This is a genomic window from Sedimenticola hydrogenitrophicus, assembly GCF_025175675.1.
GTDB classification, from domain to species: Bacteria; Pseudomonadota; Gammaproteobacteria; order Chromatiales; family Chromatiaceae; genus Sedimenticola; species Sedimenticola hydrogenitrophicus.
In genome coordinates this window covers 20,022-35,989 of sequence record NZ_JANIOA010000019.1, presented here as the reverse complement: position 1 = coordinate 35,989, position 15,968 = coordinate 20,022, and the positions used below count along the sequence as shown (strand labels likewise).

Below are 15,968 nucleotides of genomic sequence, written 5' to 3'. Positions count from 1 at the left end.
CAGGGGAACATAGCCATATGGCGCACTTGAACAATAAATTTGACAGCACCACACTATTAGCCTGGTTCTGTATCGCATTGTCGCCACTGCCCGCGTCGGCCGCGGAACCGGCGCCGGATGAGGAGCTGTTGATCATTGAAGAGGAGCCGGTGATTGATCAAGGGCGGCCTGCCTTATCGACGGAAGAGTTGTTGATCATTGAAGAACCGGGGAGTGACGAGATACTGCTTGAGCCGGAGGAGCAAAAGTCCACTCCGGGGAGCGACCAGGCGATTGCCGGGCGTAGCGATCTCTCCCTCAAGCTGGATGATTTGTGGGCGGAGTACGGGGTGTTCAACCGATCCGCTTCAAATGCCAGCGGCCAGGGTTATCTGCATGGCCAGGCAACGGCGCTCTGGAGCCCCTCCAGTCGCTGGGACCTGCAGGCCTCCGTACGGCTGGACGGCTATTTCCAGCACGGCAGTCAGGATTGGGAACATGCCACGCTTGATTATGATGAGACCTTCATCCGTTATCGTGCGGATAACTTCAGGTTGACCGTTGGGGCGCAAAAAATAGTTTGGGGACGGATTGATGAATTTCCCCCTACCGACCGCCTCAGCACCCATGACCTGACCCGCTATATCCTGGATGACCTGGCCGATCGCAGGCGCGCATCGCCGGCGATCCGCTATGAACACTTCTTCGGGGAGAAAAAGCTGGATGTGGTCTTTCTGCCCTATTTCAGGGAAGCTGAGTTGCCAGGCGTTGACAGTGTCTGGTTCCCGGTTAACCGGGAATCCGGGCAGATATTTGGTTTGAAATCCACCCCGGCCAGCACGGCACTGATCCAGAGTGCCCCGGTGGATGTCAATGCTTCGGATTCGGATGGTGGGTTCGGCATTCGTTACAGCGGCACGGGGGAGGGGTTGGACTACGCCCTGACCGTGCAGAAGGTTCGCCAATCGATCCCCTATTTCAGCTACAACAGTTCCCGTGGAGTGCTCGAGGCAAGATATCCACGTAGTTGGTTACTCGGCGGTGATCTCGGTGTGGAGGCGCTGGGCGCGATCTGGCGCCTTGAGGCAGGCTGGCTGAGTGATGCCCCGATTACCCGCGCCGATGGCACATTCGACACGGTCAAGAGCCTGAACTGGGGAGCCGGTGTGGAGTTCTTTCCGGGGGATGGCGATGCCCGGGTCAATCTGCAGTTGACCGGGTTCAATCATATTGACGCGCCAGCGGTGATAGACCGGACCGAGGTCTATCTGTTTGGCGGCTCGTTTGAGGTTCCTTTTGCCCGTGATCAATGGCGGGTGAAGGGGCGCTTTTATAAGGGGCTGGATACCCATGATCTCTATCTCAATCCCGAGCTCGCCTACATCGGCTGGGACTCCCAGGAGGTGTATCTGGAGGCGCACTACTTTGAGGGTGCCGCCGGTACGCCCGGCGCCTTCCATCAGGACAATTCACTGGTCGCGGTCGGGTGGCGCGCAAAGTTCTGACCCGAAGATTTTATGAATTTGCCTGATTACCCAACAGACTACTGCTAAAGTCAGATACCGTTTACAAAGCCGCGAATAAAAGCGAATAAACGCAAATAACGCGGTTAATCCTGTTGGGGAATGGCCGCTTCATCCAGACCACGGTGCTTGCCGGTGACGTAGGATGCCGGTGAGCTTGCGAACCGCATCGTTCACGGTAGGGCTTGATGCGGTTCGTGCCTCACCGGCATCCTACCCCGAAGAACGGGCTTATTCGTGTTCATTTGCGTCTATTGGCGGCTAAGGTTGTTCCTGATGATGGTTGAGTTAGATGGGTAATAAGGTAAATTTGGGCAGAGGTCGTGCCGAATTTGAATCAATATTGCAGGAGTGTATTCCAATGACCTGGGCTCACATCTGACTTCGCATGCAAGCTGACACCACCCTATACGCCCGCTATGATCACGATCGCAAACCGATAGCGATTCAGCATGATGGCATGTTTGTCTATGCCAATCCGGCCTTTCTCAGCCTTCTGGGCTATCAATCTTTCAGTGAGCTTGAGGCAGTACCGGTTCTCGACCTGGTGATTGACCGTCACAAGGATCGGCTGCGGGAGCACTTTTCCGAGGCGGGGAGGGTGCTCCGGAACGCCAGGGAATATCCCCGGGCCAAAGTCACCTTACTGAAAAATGACGGCGACCGTCTGGTGGCCATCATGAATTCCTGCTCTATCCTGGCCGATGGCGAGGAGTCGATCGAGTTTTCGCTCACCACCGAAGCGGACACGCAGTTGAAGTATATTTTTCTGCATCTGCCCTGGAAATACTACTTCAGTGTGCTGTTCCTGTTTTTATTCACGGTACTGCCCAATGGGCTGCTGCTGAATCTCAACATCAACAACGCCCCCAAGGTCTACCTGCCGGCGGACGCGCCTTCGGTGATCATTGATGATGAACTGCGGCGCCATTTTCCCAGCGATCAGGTCGTCCTACTGCTGTTCGAGGGAGTGGCGCTCTATTCGGACGGATTCGCCAGGTCATTGAATGCCCTGGCCGAGTCGCTGGCTGACCATCCACTGATTGATGACGTGGTGAATATGACCACGCAGGATCATATTCACGGGACCGAAGAGGGCTTTCTGGTTGAGCCGCTGCTCAGTGTCCGGAATCTGGAGAAGACCAGGCCACCGCAGAGGCTGGAGCGTGCACTCTCAGACCGCTTTGCCAGAAACGCCCTGGTGGCAGCGGACGGCAGTGCGGTTGCGATGCTGGTAATACCGGTCAAGATCGACTCGAGCCTCGAACGGTTGGCCCTGGAGGATGCCATGCTCGAGGAGGTCCGCAAGGCTCGCCTGGCTGGCTATCTGACCAGTATGGCTGGGCAGATCACCACCGATGTGGCGCAGATGAGATCGATGTTGCGGGATAATATGATCTTCATACCCGCCACCACGGTGATCGGTCTGTTCCTGATCTGGTGGCTGTTCCATCGCTGGCTTGCGGTGATAGTAGCCGGTGTGGTTATCGGGGTGGTAGTCAGCTCCACGGTGGCGTTTTATGTGGTTTTCAATCAACCGTTCAACCTGATATCCAGTATCATTCCACCGCTGCTGTCGGCTTTGACAGTGGCTGCGCTGGTGCATCTGTTCAACGCCCTCCATTTTGCTTCAAAACGCGGATTGACAGGACCACGCCGGGTACGCAGTGCACTCAACGAAGTGCAACGACCGGCGCTGTACACCGCCCTGACCACGGTGGCCGGCCTCTCATCGCTCGGTCTGAGCCCGATCCCGCCGATCAAGGTGTTCGGGCTGATATCGGCCGCCGGGGTGGTGCTGATCTATTTTGTAGTGATCCACCTGGTGCCGAATATCTTTGCCCGGTTTGACTATGCACCCTGGCCCAGCCGGAAATCGGGACTGGCCAGCCTGGACCGACTGGTCAGCAGACTGCTTCGTATCGGTGTCCGTTATCCGCTCTATGTGGTCGGTGTGGTCGGTGTAGGGCTTGGGCTACTCTTGCCTCAGATTGGCAATATTGTTGTCGAGACCAATATCCAGGAGTTTTTTTATCCCCAGCACCCGCTTCGCCAGGCCACGCAACATATAGAGGAGAAGCTGGTAGGCACTGCCTCCCTGGATATTGTTTTCACGGCAAAACAGCGGGGTGGGTTGAAGCAGCCCCGGGTGCTGAATGACATGCGGGCGTTTCAGCGCTGGGCGGAGGCGCAACCCGAGGTGGATAAGAGTATCTCCATGGCCGATTTTGTCGAGGAGATGCACTGGGGCTTCAATGCTGAGGATCCCGCGTACCGGCGTATCCCGGATAATATGGAATTGATCAGCCAGTATCTGCTGGTCTATGACGGGGAGGATCTGTTTGATTTTGTCGATCGAGATTACCGCATCGCCCATGTGAGCCTTAATGTGAATGTGCACGGTGCCAATGCGCTTTCCGAACTGATGGAGCGAATCAGAATCTATCTCGGCGAACACCCCTCAAACGGTGTCGAATGGGAGATAGCGGGTTTCGGGCGGCTGTTTGCGGATCAGGAGGATCTGCTGATAGAGGGGCAGGTGAAGAGTCTGTTCGGGGCGCTGGGGCTGATATTCCTGCTGATGCTGATACAGTGGCGTTCGATCGGCGGTGCACTGCTCTGCATGATACCGAACCTGTCTCCTATCCTGTTGATTTTTATCATCATGGGGATGTTTGGTCTGTGGCTCGATATGGCAACCGCCATGATTGCCAGTGTCGCGGTCGGCATCGCCGTGGATGACACCATCCATATCTATCACGGTTTCATCAGTCGTGTGCGTAAGGGTATCAGTCCGATCGCCGCCCTGGTCAAGACCTATAAGCAGGCGGGCAGGGCGGTCATGACCACGACGATAATCCTGAGTGCCCAATTCATCGTGCTGACACTCTCGGAATTTGTGCCGACGACCCATTTCGGGCTTCTGACCAGTATCGGTCTGGTCACCGCCCTGTTTTTTGACCTGCTACTCCTGCCCGCGCTACTGGTCCTGATATACGCCCGGCGTCCGTCCGCTATAACGCGGGACGCGCTGTTCATGAAATGATGGGGTGCCGGAGAGAGAGGCGGGAACGGTGAGGGCTGAGGCTGGATGTGCCCGTGTTCGGGGATCAACGGGCGGCAACGCCTTCGTCCGTTTGCCACTGCGCCTCCTGCAGGGGCATTCTCCACCAGGTAATCGACAAACCTATATTTCGTGATGGAATTAATCTGTTTAAGCGACTGTTTTAGAGCGTAAATAGGATCTAAACTTGATTTGCAGCGCTTAACCCTGGGCCGGTGATGAGAATGGTATTGGATTTTGCAGTTCACATGTTAGGATCAGTCCATTTATAATTGGCCCAACGGATAGCACTAGGGTAATATAAACCACAGTTTTGTTAATAAACCCAGAGGGTTGGATTGTCATCTTCAGGTTTTGATTGAATCTGTACCGGCTGGAGCCGGTCAATCTTCCATCAATTTGGTGGTCTGTTAGGAATGTAATCAGAACCGGGGAGTAGCGTGAGTCTGTGACGGGACTGTCAGGCCATTCCTTGTCTTGGCAAGGTGCTGGATGAACGGTTATACAACAATAGCATAAGGGAGAACATGCTCGTGCCTATCAATAAATCACTACCATATCGTCGATTGTTAACCCCAGGTCTTTTGATTCTCCTGGCTCTTCTGCTTGCCGGTTGCGCATCGAAATATCCCCAGGTCACCAGCGATCAGCTGAATGCGGAACAGGACTTCGACTACGTCATCGGGCCTGGAGACGAATTGAATATCTTCGTCTGGGGAAATGAGGAGCTGACGGTGACGGTTCCCGTGCGTCCGGATGGCAAGATCACGACCCGTCTGGTGGAGGATATCCCGGCCAGTGGCAAGACGCCCACCCAATTGGCCAGGGATGTTGAGAAGGCCTATTCCGAATATGTGAAGAATGCCGTTGTCACGGTCATTGTCGATGAGTTTGTCGGTGTCCCCACCCAACAGGTTCGGGTTGTGGGGGAGGCGGCGGAACCGCTTTCGGTACCGTTCAGAAAACACATGACCCTGCTTGATCTGATGATTGCCGTCGGCGGTTTGACGGACTTTGCCGATGGAAACAAGTCGGTGCTGATCAGAAGCGTTGGCGGTGAGCAGCAGGTCTATAATGTCCGGCTGGAAGATCTGGTAAAAGACGGTGATATCTCCGCAAATCTTGCGCTGATGCCCGGCGATATCATGATCATCCCCGAGGCCTGGTTCTAGACCGGCTATACGGACCTTCTGGCGGATTGGTATGTGCATGAGTCAGATCGGGTCACGGTCGCTGGTCGACCAAAACCCGATCTGACAAGTCGTTCATCCAGCCGGCAGTCCTAATTCTTGAACTGGCCAAGATCGCAAAAAGATATTTAACTAAAAACCAACAGGGACCTTGAGGTTTAAATCTCAACAATCACGGGCGTAGGGATATATGCGAGAACTCCTTGAGCAGCTTACAGAATATCTTCATGGTGTCTGGCGATTTCGCTGGGTAGCGCTGGCGGCGGCATGGGGCATCGCCATTGCCGGATGGATCGGCGTAGCACAGCTTCCGGATAAATATGAAGCCACCGCCCGATTGCACGTAGACAGTAATTCCATTCTCGGGCCGCTGTTGCGTGGCCTGGCAATCCAGCCGAATGTGGGACAGCGGGTTGCCTTGATGAGCAAGACGCTGCTCAGCAGGCCAAACATGGAAAAACTGATGCGTATGGTCGATCTCGACCTCAGGGTCAGAAACGATCAGGATAAAGAGACCCTGATAACGGAGCTGCGTGATAATATTGAATTGGAGGGTCAGCGTACCAATGCCTCCCTCTATTCGATCTCTTACACGCATTCCGATCGACTGGTTGCCCAACGGGTGGTGCAATCGCTGATCTCGATTTTCATTGAGAGCGCCTTGGGCGACAAGCGCAAGGACAGCGCGGGCGCCCAGGAATTCCTGGACAAGCAGATTGCCGAATATGAGGTCAGGCTGGCGGAGTCTGAAGCCAGGCTGGCCGACTTCAAGCGGCGCTACGTGGGCACCATGCCGGGGGAACAGGGTGGCTATTATCAGCGTCTGGAGATGGCCAAGGGATTGCTGGGTTCCGCACAACTGGAACTGCGCGAAGCTGAAAACCGGCGTGCTGAACTGCAACGTCAACTGTCTGGTGAGGAACCCGTGTTTCTCCCCAGCGGACAAGATGAATTTGGGACGCCCTCTCACCTGGATCAACGCATTCAGAATCTCCAGTCGCGTCTGGATGAACTGTTATTGAGGTACACCGAACGTCATCCCGATGTGGCGGAACTCAAAACCATTATTGCCAATCTGGAAGAAGAGAAAAAGAAGGATTTCGAGTCACGCCAGTCCGAACCGTTGGCGCCACAGGCCGGCCTGCAGACCAGTCCGGTCTATCAGCAGATGCGCAGTATGCTTTCGGAAGCGGAGGCACGGGTGGCAGAGCTCAAAGTGCGGGCCGCGGAGTATGAAAGGCGGGCCAAGGCGCTGGAGGAAAAGGTGGATCAAATTCCACTGATTGAAGCGGAACTGCAGCAACTCAATCGTGACTACGAAGCCGTTTCTCAACAACATAATGCCTTATTGAAACGGCGTGAGTCCGCACATCTATCGGGAAAAGCCGAGCAGGATGCATCCGAGGTGAAATTCCGCGTCATTGATCCCCCGTTTGTTCCACTCAAGCCGTCCCAACCCAACAAATTGTTGCTGAATGCGGCGGTTTTTCTGGGTAGCCTGACAGCGGGAATAGGCTTTGCGCTGCTTACTTCGCTGGTGCGTCCGGTTTTTTACAGCCGTGGCGCCCTGAATCGAATAACCGGATTACCGGTACTGGGCTCAGTTGCGTTTGTTCCTTCCAAGGCACAAATACGGCGGGATCGGCTTGCGGGGGCCATGTTTGTTTCCCTGATTCTGTTGCTGGGAACGCTTTTTATCGGGGTCAACCTGATGCATGACCTGGGCTTTGATCTGATAGGGAAAGTACAAAGTCTGGGGGCCAAGATCTTATGAGTATTATCGAAAAAGCCATAGAAAAGCTTAATGCCGAACAGGCCGGTAAAGACGATGTACTGTCAAATGACCCCAACAAGGTGCTGGACCACACGGTCGCTTCGCATGCAGCTGAACAATCTCATGTGGAGGTACGGGAAAAATCGGTTCCCCCTGCATTTGATCAGCTGCAGGACGCTGGTGCGGTACAAAGGAATGGCAAAATCGTGGATCTGCCCATCGCCTATCTCAAGTCACTCGGCATGGTGACGCCGGATGATCCGCGCAGTAGAGTGGCTGAAGAGAACCGGATCATCAAGAGACCGTTGCTGATGAATATTGCCGGCAAAGGTGCCACCACGGTCGACAATCCCAACTTGATTATGGTGACCAGCGCACAGCCGGGTGAAGGCAAGACCTTTACCGCGCTCAATCTGGCTATCAGTATCGCCATGGAGCAGGACAAAACGGTGTTGTTTGTCGATGCCGATGTTGCCAAGGCTTCGGCGGCAGCACTGCTGGGTATATCCGATGACTGCCCGGGTCTTATCGATCTATTGATGGACAAGGGGACCAGGATCAGCGATGTACTCCTTCATACCAGCATTCCCAATCTGCGTATTTTGCCGGCGGGACATGCTCATGAGCGATCCACCGAATTGCTCGCCAGTGCGGACATGCAGCAGTTGATGAAGGAATTGGCACAACGGTATCCGGATCGGGTAATTATATTTGATTCCCCTCCCATCCTTTTCACAACTGAAGCAGGGGTGTTGGCCAGTCTTATGGGGCAGATAGTCTTTGTGGTAGCTGAAACCCAGACCCCACAGGGGAAGGTTGTTGAGGCGCTCAGTTATCTTGGGTCGGAAAAAATCATCGGGCTCCTGCTCAATAAATCGACCAATAAGGGAAATGGAGCGGATGGCTATGGTTTTGGTTATGGCTACGGATACGGATATGGGTACGGCTACAATCGTGATCGAAAAAATAATTAACAGGGGCTTAATTTAATGGTCAGTATGGGGAGATCGTATTTTTCAACTTGTATAGTCGGATCCGGCTTGCTGCTGCTGTCGATGACGGTATCCGCGGCTGAATGGACCCGGTCGGCAAGTATTAATGCCAGTGCCGTCTATAGCGATAATATCAATCTGGTCAGTACTGGTAAGGAGAGCGAAATCAACGGGATACTGACGCCGAGTATCGCGCTGCACGGCGAGGGTGCACGCGCCAATCTCGATCTGGTCGGCGCCCTTGAAATCAACAGCCAGAGCGGCAATAACGATTCCGTCAATCCACGCCTGCAGGCGGACGCCAATGCGGAACTTTACGAACGGGTGGCTTTCCTCGATTTCAATGCCACGGCGACCCAGAATGCCATCGATCCCCTGGCCGTTACGGGCACGGACAACCTGAGTAATCGTGGCAACAAGACAACCACCTACAGCTACAAGTTCAGCCCCTATCTGAAGCATCGCTACAAGGGGCTGGCGGAGATGGAACTGCGTTATACCTACAATGAATTGAGCCACTCGGAAGATAACGTTACCGACACCAGTAGCGAGATGTTCAATCTATCCATCGACAGTGGCAGCGACTTTACCCGGGTAACCTGGGGGTTCGACGCCAGCCGCCGCACCACCGACACTGACCAGGGCGAGGTGAGCCGGTTGAGTTCACTGGCTCTGCGACTCGGCTATCGGATCAACCGCCAATGGCGCCTCAACGGATTGGTGGGCGATGAGTCCAATGAATTCACCTCCACCCAGTCGAGCCGTGACGGATCTCTCTGGGATATCGGCGCCACGTGGACGCCCAGTGCCAGGACCGTGCTTGATTTCGGCATCGGCGAACGGTTTTTCGGCAGCACCCGGCGGCTGAGTCTGAGTCACACCTCAAGGCGTTCGATCTTGACGGCAAGTTATACCCACGAACTGACCGATTCCACCTCCCTGTTGAGTAACCAGGTGGTGTTTCCCGCGACAGATCCATTTGGTCAGCCCATTATTAACTCGGTTACGGGCGACCCGTTCCTAATTTCCGGCAATTTGGCGACCATCGGCACCAGTACCTTTGTTGATGAACGGCTAGCGCTCTCCTATACCCTCAGGGGGCGCCGTACCCGATTGACCCTGAACGCCGATACGTCGGACCAGACCTTTCAGGATTCCACACGCAAAGTATCCTTAACGGGGCTTGGCGCGTCCCTCAGTCGAACCCTGTCCGGGAAGGTGTCCGCGGATGTCGGCCTGAACTGGAATCAGCAGGAGGAGAGCGGCACCGGCAACCGGGAGTCGGACACCTGGCGATTGCAGGCCGGGCTGAATCAGCGGCTGGGCCAGAAGACCAATCTCCGCTTAAATTACAGCTATACCGATCGCAGTTCAAACCAGGCAGGGCAGAGCTACGAAGAGAATAAACTGGCCCTGACCCTGATACACACCTTGTAGAAATCCGACTGGATGCTCCTGTCGCATTGGCAGGATCCAAGCCATGACTACCCACTGCCGCCGGTGGTGCATTGAAAAAACACAAAGGTGTCGAGACGTGAATGCCACAAAAACCGAGTCTCTTCTCCCCAGTATGGGGAGCGGGTTAGTGGGACGCCACTGACCATGTCTGCAATTATCACCAATATACTCTGTGTCGTGGGTGCACGGCCAAACTTCATGAAGATCGCCCCCATCATGCGGGTGTTCAAACGTCATGAAACCACCCTGGCCGCAACCCTGTTGCATACCGGGCAGCACTACGATGCGGCCATGAAAAAATCCTTTTTTGACCAGCTGCATATTCCTGAACCGGATATCGACCTGGGTGTGGGCTCCGGCAGCCATGCCCTTCAGACCGCGGAGATCATGCGACGGTTCGAACCGGTGCTGGACGACTTGAAGCCAACGGCGGTGCTGGTGCTGGGGGATGTCAACTCGACAATCTCCTGCGCCCTGGTAGCGGTCAAGAAGGGTATTCCCGTAATCCATGTGGAGGCCGGTCTGCGCAGTTATGATCGGGGTATGCCGGAAGAGGTGAACCGGGTACTCACGGATCAGATATCGGACTTGCTGTTCACAACGGAAAGAGGCGCCGAAGCCAACCTGCTGCGCGAGGGCATCGCGGCCGAGCGGATACACTTTGTGGGGAACGTCATGATCGACACCCTGCGTTACAATCTTGACCGAGCAATTGAGCCGATGGCCTTGTTCTCGTCCGCGGGCGGTGAAATAGAGCCTGAAAACTTTAGCGCCGGTTATGGGCTGGTGACCCTGCACCGGCCATCCAATGTCGATAACCCGGCAAACCTGAAGTGCCTGCTTACCGAGTTGAGATCAATCAGTGACCGGCTGCCGCTAGCTTTTCCGGTACATCCGAGAACCGCCCAACGCATCAAAGAGTACGCCCTGGAGAACCTCCTCAACTCACCACGCATACTACGTCTGCCACCGCAGGGTTACCTGGAAATGCTGGGTTTGATGCGGCATGCAAAGCTGATCCTGACCGACTCCGGAGGTATACAGGAAGAGACGACCGCGCTGGGGGTTCCCTGTATCACCCTGCGGGAGAATACGGAGCGACCCATTACAGTGGATGAAGGGACCAACACGGTTGTGGGTACCGATCCCGAAAAAATCCGGACATGTGTCGGTGAGGTGCTTGGCAGCGGCGGCAAGCAGGGAAGGGTACCGGAATACTGGGATGGGCGCGCGGCCGAGCGGATTGCCGAGGTGATCATCAATTGGGCCCAACAGAGGTGAATTGATCGTGTCCGGTGATTCGGTAACATCCGGGAGTGCCATCACCAACGCCATGACTATAGATGTGGAGGACTATTTTCATGTCTCCGCATTTGAACACCATTTCGACAGGTTCCGATGGGATGAGCAGGAGTGCCGGCTTGAACGGAATATGGGAATTATTCTTGAATTACTGGCACATCATCGGATAGAGGCTACATTTTTTACTCTCGGTTGGGTTGCCGAACGCTATCCCGGGTTGATTCGTGCCCTGGTTGACGCCGGACATGAACTGGCCTGCCACAGTTACTGGCATAGACGCGCGAGTAATCAGAACAGAACAGAGTTCATGGAAGAGATAATCGATACGAAAAAACTGCTGGAAGATATTGGAGGCATCGCGGTGCTGGGCTATCGCGCCCCCAGTTACTCGATAGGCGCCGACAATCTCTGGGCACATGAGGAGCTGCAACGTGCCGGTTATCGCTACAGCTCGAGCATCTATCCCATAAGCCATGATCACTATGGTATGCCGTCGGCGCCCAGGTTTGCTTATCGCCCGATAGCCGATTCGGAATTTCTCGAGATCCCGATCACCACATCCTATGTACTCAACCGGCGTCTGCCGGCGGGCGGTGGTGGCTATTTCCGCTTTTTTCCCTACGCTTTTTCCAGGGCCATGTTGCGTAAGGTGAACAATAAGGAACAGCAACCGGGGATATTCTATTTCCATCCCTGGGAGATCGATCCCGGGCAACCTAGACAACACGGTATCGGCTTTAAAACGAGATTCAGGCATTATCTGAATCTTCATCACACGGAAAAACGGCTGAACCGCCTGTTCTCCGATTTTCACTGGGGCAGGATGGACCGGGTATTTTTATCGTAATGGAATCGACAAAAACTTCGAGAGAAGCGATCACACTCCACGAACTCGACAGGGTGGACTATGCGCGCTGGGATCGGTTTGTAAAGGATGCGGCGGACGGTACTTTTTTTCATCTTTCCGGCTGGAAGGAAGTGATCGAGCAGGCTTTCGGATTCAAGGTATACTTTTTCTACACCGAACGGTCCGGGCAAATCACCGGAGTCCTGCCGCTGGGGCATGTGAAAAGTGTCCTTTTTGGTAATTCACTGATTTCGCTCCCCTTCTGTGTCTATGGCGGCGTGATCGCCGCAGATGATGAATCCGCGGTGGCGCTGAGGAGGGCTGCCTGTCGGCTGGCAGACACCCTGGGTGTGGATGCTCTGGAACTGAAAAACCGGGCACCGTCCAATCAGGGTTGGCCGGTCAAGGAGCTGTATGTCACGTTCAGGAAAGAGATCTCGCAAGATCCGGAAGAGAATCTCAAGGCCATACCCAGAAAACAGCGAGCGATGGTTAGGAAAGGCATCAACGCCGGACTCTCCAGCGAAAGTGTCGAAGGTTGCGACAGATTTTTCCACATCTATTCCGAGAGCGTCCGGAATCTCGGTACGCCGGTCATGCCGCTGAATTACTTCCAACTGCTCAGGGAGGTTTTCGGTAACGATTGTGAAGTACTGATGGTGACCCATGAGGGCAAGGATATTGCCGGCGTCATGAGTTTCTATTTCAGGGATGAAGTATTGCCTTACTATGGGGGCAGCATTCCCCTGGCCCGTAATCTGAAGGGCAATGATTTCATGTATTGGGAGTTGATGCGGCGTTGCGGAGAGCGTGGAATCAGGGTCTTTGATTATGGCCGCAGCAAACTGGATGCAGGTTCCTACAGCTTCAAGAAAAACTGGGGTTTTAGTCCGGAACCGCTGCATTATGAATACTATCTGGTGAAATCCACGGCTGTTCCGGAAATCAATCCAAACAATCCCAAATATCAGTTGCTTATCAAGGCGTGGCAAAAACTACCGCTCCCTGTGGCCAACAGGATAGGCCCGTTTTTAGCCAGGAAACTGGGCTGATTGTGCCAATGAAGCCGGCGCTGCTTTATCTCTGCCATCGGATCCCTTATCCCCCCAACAAGGGAGACAAGATCCGCTCCTATCATCTGTTGCGTTATCTTCGTGAACACTACCGGGTATACCTGGGCGCGTTCATCGATGACCAGCAGGATTGGGCGTATACAGCGCAGCTGGAAAGCCTGTGTGACGGCTGCTGTTTTGTGGATCTGAATCCCGGAAAGGCGCGGATAAAAAGTATCTCCGGCCTGCTGAGGGGGCAACCCCTGACGTTGCCCTATTATGCCGATGTGCAAATGAGCCAGTGGGTAGACAGTATCGTGGCGGAGCAACAGATCGCCCGCGCCATGGTCTACTCTTCGGCCATGGCTCAATATGTCACCGGGCAACTCGCCAGACTGGAGCGACGGGTGATCGACTTCGTCGATATCGATTCAGATAAATGGCGCCAGTATGCCCTGAGGAAACAGTGGCCGATGAACTGGGTGTACCGGCGTGAGGCGAACAAACTGCTTGCCTATGAGCGGTCCCTTGCTGCGATTTTCGATGCCAGCTTGTTTGTCTCGTCCGCCGAGGCGACCATGTTTCGCAGCCTGATTCCGACCGATCATGAAAAGATCGCCTACTATAATAATGGAGTTGATACCGACTATTTTTCCCCTTCCCGGGATTTTGTTAATCCCTACCGGGATGGTGATGAAGTCCTGGTGTTCACCGGTGCAATGGACTACTGGCCAAACATCGATGCGGTCAGCTGGTTTGCAAAGGAGGTTCTGCCGGAAATCACACGGCTTGCCCCCAAGGTGCGTTTTTATATCGTTGGCAGCAATCCCTCCGACTCGGTGAAACAACTGGCTAAACATGACCGGATTGAGGTCGTCGGCAGGGTGGAAGATATGCGGCCCTATCTGCAATTTGCCAGGGCCGCGGTGGTGCCAATGCGGATTGCACGGGGGATACAGAATAAAGTTCTTGAAGCCATGGCGATGGAGAAACCGGTCATCGTGAGTGATCAGGGTTTTGAGGGAATTACTGCCGAACCGGGCAAAGAGCTACTGCTGGCCAACACGACAAAAGAGTTTGTCTCCTATATTCCCAGGTTGGTTTCGGGTGCGTATGATGGCCTTGGTAAGGATGCCCGTATCCGAGTGAAAAGAGATTTCAGTTGGGAAGCGAACCTGCCTATTGTGTACCAGTGGCTGGAGGCGGAAAAAGGGATTGGAGGATGAATCAATGAGTTCGCAAAGGGAAGTGTATTCGGAAGTATCCTCCTGGTCTGCCGCATTGGCGCTGACTATCCTCCTGATCGCGGCTATCATCGGCCTGTTTTATGACACAGCCTGGTCTATGGTCTCGATCTGGTATCGATCGGAAACCTTTGCCCACGGTTTTATTATCGCACCCATTTCCCTGTGGTTGATCTGGGGGAAACGAACTGCCTTGCAGCAACTGGTCCCTCAGCCCGAATACCGGGTGTCGATATTGTTGCTGAGTGGGGGATTTCTCTGGTTAGCTGGATATCTTGCCGATGCCCTGGTGATACAGCAGTTGGCCCTGGTTTCGATGCTGATCTGCGGCATATGGACACTGCTGGGCAATCGGATAGCCTGGTTGCTGGCCTTCCCGCTGGCCTTCCTGTTTTTTGCGGTTCCGATGGGCGAGGATCTCGTGCCGCCCCTGATGGAGATTACCGCAACGGCCACAGTCTATCTGATTAAACTGACCGGGGTTCCGGTTTATCGGGAAGGACTGTTCTTTTCTCTCCCCTCAGGAGACTGGTCGGTGGTAGAGGCCTGCAGTGGTGTGCGCTACCTGATCGCCTCTGTCACTCTTGGTGCACTGTATGCCCATTTGACATATACCCGTCTGTCGAAACGGGTGCTGTTCATACTGGCGGCAGTGATTGTGCCGATAGTTGCCAATAGTCTTCGTGCCTACATGATTGTTATGCTTGGCCATCTCAGTAACATGAAGATTGCAACCGGTGTTGACCATCTGGTTTACGGCTGGCTGTTTTTCGGCCTGGTAATGCTGATTCTTTTTTCGGTCGGGGCAATCTGGCGCGACCCGCATCGGGCGCCGGCGCAGGACACCGACCAGGCCGATCCGCCAAACGGAATGGACTACCGCCGACTGGTCGCGTCATCGACCATCGTCCTGCTGAGCGCCGCGGTCTGGCCAATCATGGCGTATGCCATGGATAACCGACAATCGCTGATTGACAATCATCCGCTGGCGTTACCGGGCCGGATTGCGGGCTGGGAAGGTGGGTCCGTTTCCGGAGACGCGTGGTTACCGCAATTCAATGGCGCCAGTCAGGTTGTTCACCGCCAGTATTACCTTGAGCAACGACAGATCGGCGTATCCATTGGTCACTATGCACAGCGTAAAAAAGGTAATGAGCTGATCAATAGTCAGAATCTGCTGTTGGGGAAGGATGAAAAAAAGTGGCGTATAACCGATACCGGTAAAGTCATTCTGCAGATCAAGGGTGAGCCGCTGGAAATAGATCAGTTCACGGTCAAGGGAGGAGATCAACTTTACCAGGTACTGACATGGTATCGGATAGGGGATACCTACACTTCAAGTCGTTATGAAGGAAAGTTGCTTGACGCCTATTACCGATTGACCTTTGGACGGCAGGATAGCGCCAGGGTGGTGATAGCCATTCCGAGGGATTTGGCGCGCAATGAGGTGATGGATTCCGAGCAAAAATTTCTGGACCAGATGCTTCCGGCGTTGGAAACGACCCTGGATCAGTTGGTAAGTAACTAACAGGACCGTCATTGG

Annotated in this window: 11 protein-coding genes; all 11 read left to right on the top strand. The window is 54.4% G+C overall.

Features of this window, described 5'->3' with window-relative positions; genetic code table 11:
* The first annotated feature begins 17 nt into the window (after positions 1–17).
* On the top strand, positions 18–1,484 hold the full coding sequence (locus NPX02_RS11780; RefSeq protein WP_260293783.1) for a hypothetical protein: 1,467 nt from the start codon (positions 18–20) through the stop codon (positions 1,482–1,484).
* A gap of 406 nt (positions 1,485–1,890) precedes the next feature.
* Complete coding sequence (locus NPX02_RS11775; RefSeq protein WP_260293781.1) at positions 1,891–4,548, top strand: MMPL family transporter; 2,658 nt, start codon at positions 1,891–1,893, stop codon at positions 4,546–4,548.
* A 551-nt stretch (positions 4,549–5,099) separates the two neighbouring features.
* Positions 5,100–5,738, top strand: coding sequence for an XrtA/PEP-CTERM system exopolysaccharide export protein (locus NPX02_RS11770; protein WP_260293780.1), 639 nt, complete (start codon positions 5,100–5,102; stop codon positions 5,736–5,738).
* 208 nt (positions 5,739–5,946) lie between these two features.
* Positions 5,947–7,530 (top strand): XrtA system polysaccharide chain length determinant, encoded by a 1,584-nt coding sequence (locus NPX02_RS11765; RefSeq protein ID WP_260293779.1) that lies wholly within the window; start codon positions 5,947–5,949, stop codon positions 7,528–7,530.
* A complete protein-coding gene (locus NPX02_RS11760) occupies positions 7,527–8,504 on the top strand; it encodes an XrtA-associated tyrosine autokinase (protein ID WP_260293778.1) in 978 nt (325 codons plus the stop codon). The genes NPX02_RS11765 and NPX02_RS11760 overlap by 4 nt, the downstream gene beginning before the upstream one ends.
* A 66-nt stretch (positions 8,505–8,570) precedes the next feature.
* Positions 8,571–9,959 (top strand): TIGR03016 family PEP-CTERM system-associated outer membrane protein, encoded by a 1,389-nt coding sequence (locus tag NPX02_RS11755; RefSeq protein ID WP_260293777.1) that lies wholly within the window; start codon positions 8,571–8,573, stop codon positions 9,957–9,959.
* 165 nt (positions 9,960–10,124) lie between these two features.
* Positions 10,125–11,261: a non-hydrolyzing UDP-N-acetylglucosamine 2-epimerase gene (gene wecB / locus NPX02_RS11750; protein WP_260293776.1), complete on the top strand. Its 1,137-nt coding sequence runs from the start codon at positions 10,125–10,127 to the stop codon at positions 11,259–11,261.
* Positions 11,262–11,268: 7 nt separating this feature from the next.
* Positions 11,269–12,129, top strand: coding sequence for an XrtA system polysaccharide deacetylase (locus NPX02_RS11745; RefSeq protein WP_335342556.1), 861 nt, complete (start codon positions 11,269–11,271; stop codon positions 12,127–12,129).
* Positions 12,129–13,181: a FemAB family XrtA/PEP-CTERM system-associated protein gene (locus NPX02_RS11740; RefSeq protein ID WP_260293775.1), complete on the top strand. Its 1,053-nt coding sequence runs from the start codon at positions 12,129–12,131 to the stop codon at positions 13,179–13,181. The genes NPX02_RS11745 and NPX02_RS11740 overlap by 1 nt, the downstream gene beginning before the upstream one ends.
* A gap of 8 nt (positions 13,182–13,189) precedes the next feature.
* On the top strand, positions 13,190–14,407 hold the full coding sequence (locus NPX02_RS11735; protein WP_260293774.1) for a TIGR03087 family PEP-CTERM/XrtA system glycosyltransferase: 1,218 nt from the start codon (positions 13,190–13,192) through the stop codon (positions 14,405–14,407).
* A gap of 4 nt (positions 14,408–14,411) precedes the next feature.
* A complete protein-coding gene (xrtA, locus tag NPX02_RS11730) occupies positions 14,412–15,953 on the top strand; it encodes an exosortase A (protein ID WP_260293773.1) in 1,542 nt (513 codons plus the stop codon).
* Positions 15,954–15,968 lie beyond the last annotated feature (15 nt).

What these genes read in the sequence shown, in the direction of transcription:
- wecB (WP_260293776.1), top strand. Translation starts at nt 10,125, where the DNA reads ATGTCTGCAATTATCACCAATATACTCTGTGTCGTGGGTGCACGGCCA.
- NPX02_RS11760 (WP_260293778.1), top strand. Translation starts at nt 7,527, where the DNA reads ATGAGTATTATCGAAAAAGCCATAGAAAAGCTTAATGCCGAACAGGCC.
- NPX02_RS11780 (WP_260293783.1), top strand. Translation starts at nt 18, where the DNA reads ATGGCGCACTTGAACAATAAATTTGACAGCACCACACTATTAGCCTGG.
- NPX02_RS11775 (WP_260293781.1), top strand. Translation starts at nt 1,891, where the DNA reads ATGCAAGCTGACACCACCCTATACGCCCGCTATGATCACGATCGCAAA.
- NPX02_RS11735 (WP_260293774.1), top strand. Translation starts at nt 13,190, where the DNA reads ATGAAGCCGGCGCTGCTTTATCTCTGCCATCGGATCCCTTATCCCCCC.
- NPX02_RS11765 (WP_260293779.1), top strand. Translation starts at nt 5,947, where the DNA reads ATGCGAGAACTCCTTGAGCAGCTTACAGAATATCTTCATGGTGTCTGG.
- NPX02_RS11740 (WP_260293775.1), top strand. Translation starts at nt 12,129, where the DNA reads ATGGAATCGACAAAAACTTCGAGAGAAGCGATCACACTCCACGAACTC.
- xrtA (WP_260293773.1), top strand. Translation starts at nt 14,412, where the DNA reads ATGAGTTCGCAAAGGGAAGTGTATTCGGAAGTATCCTCCTGGTCTGCC.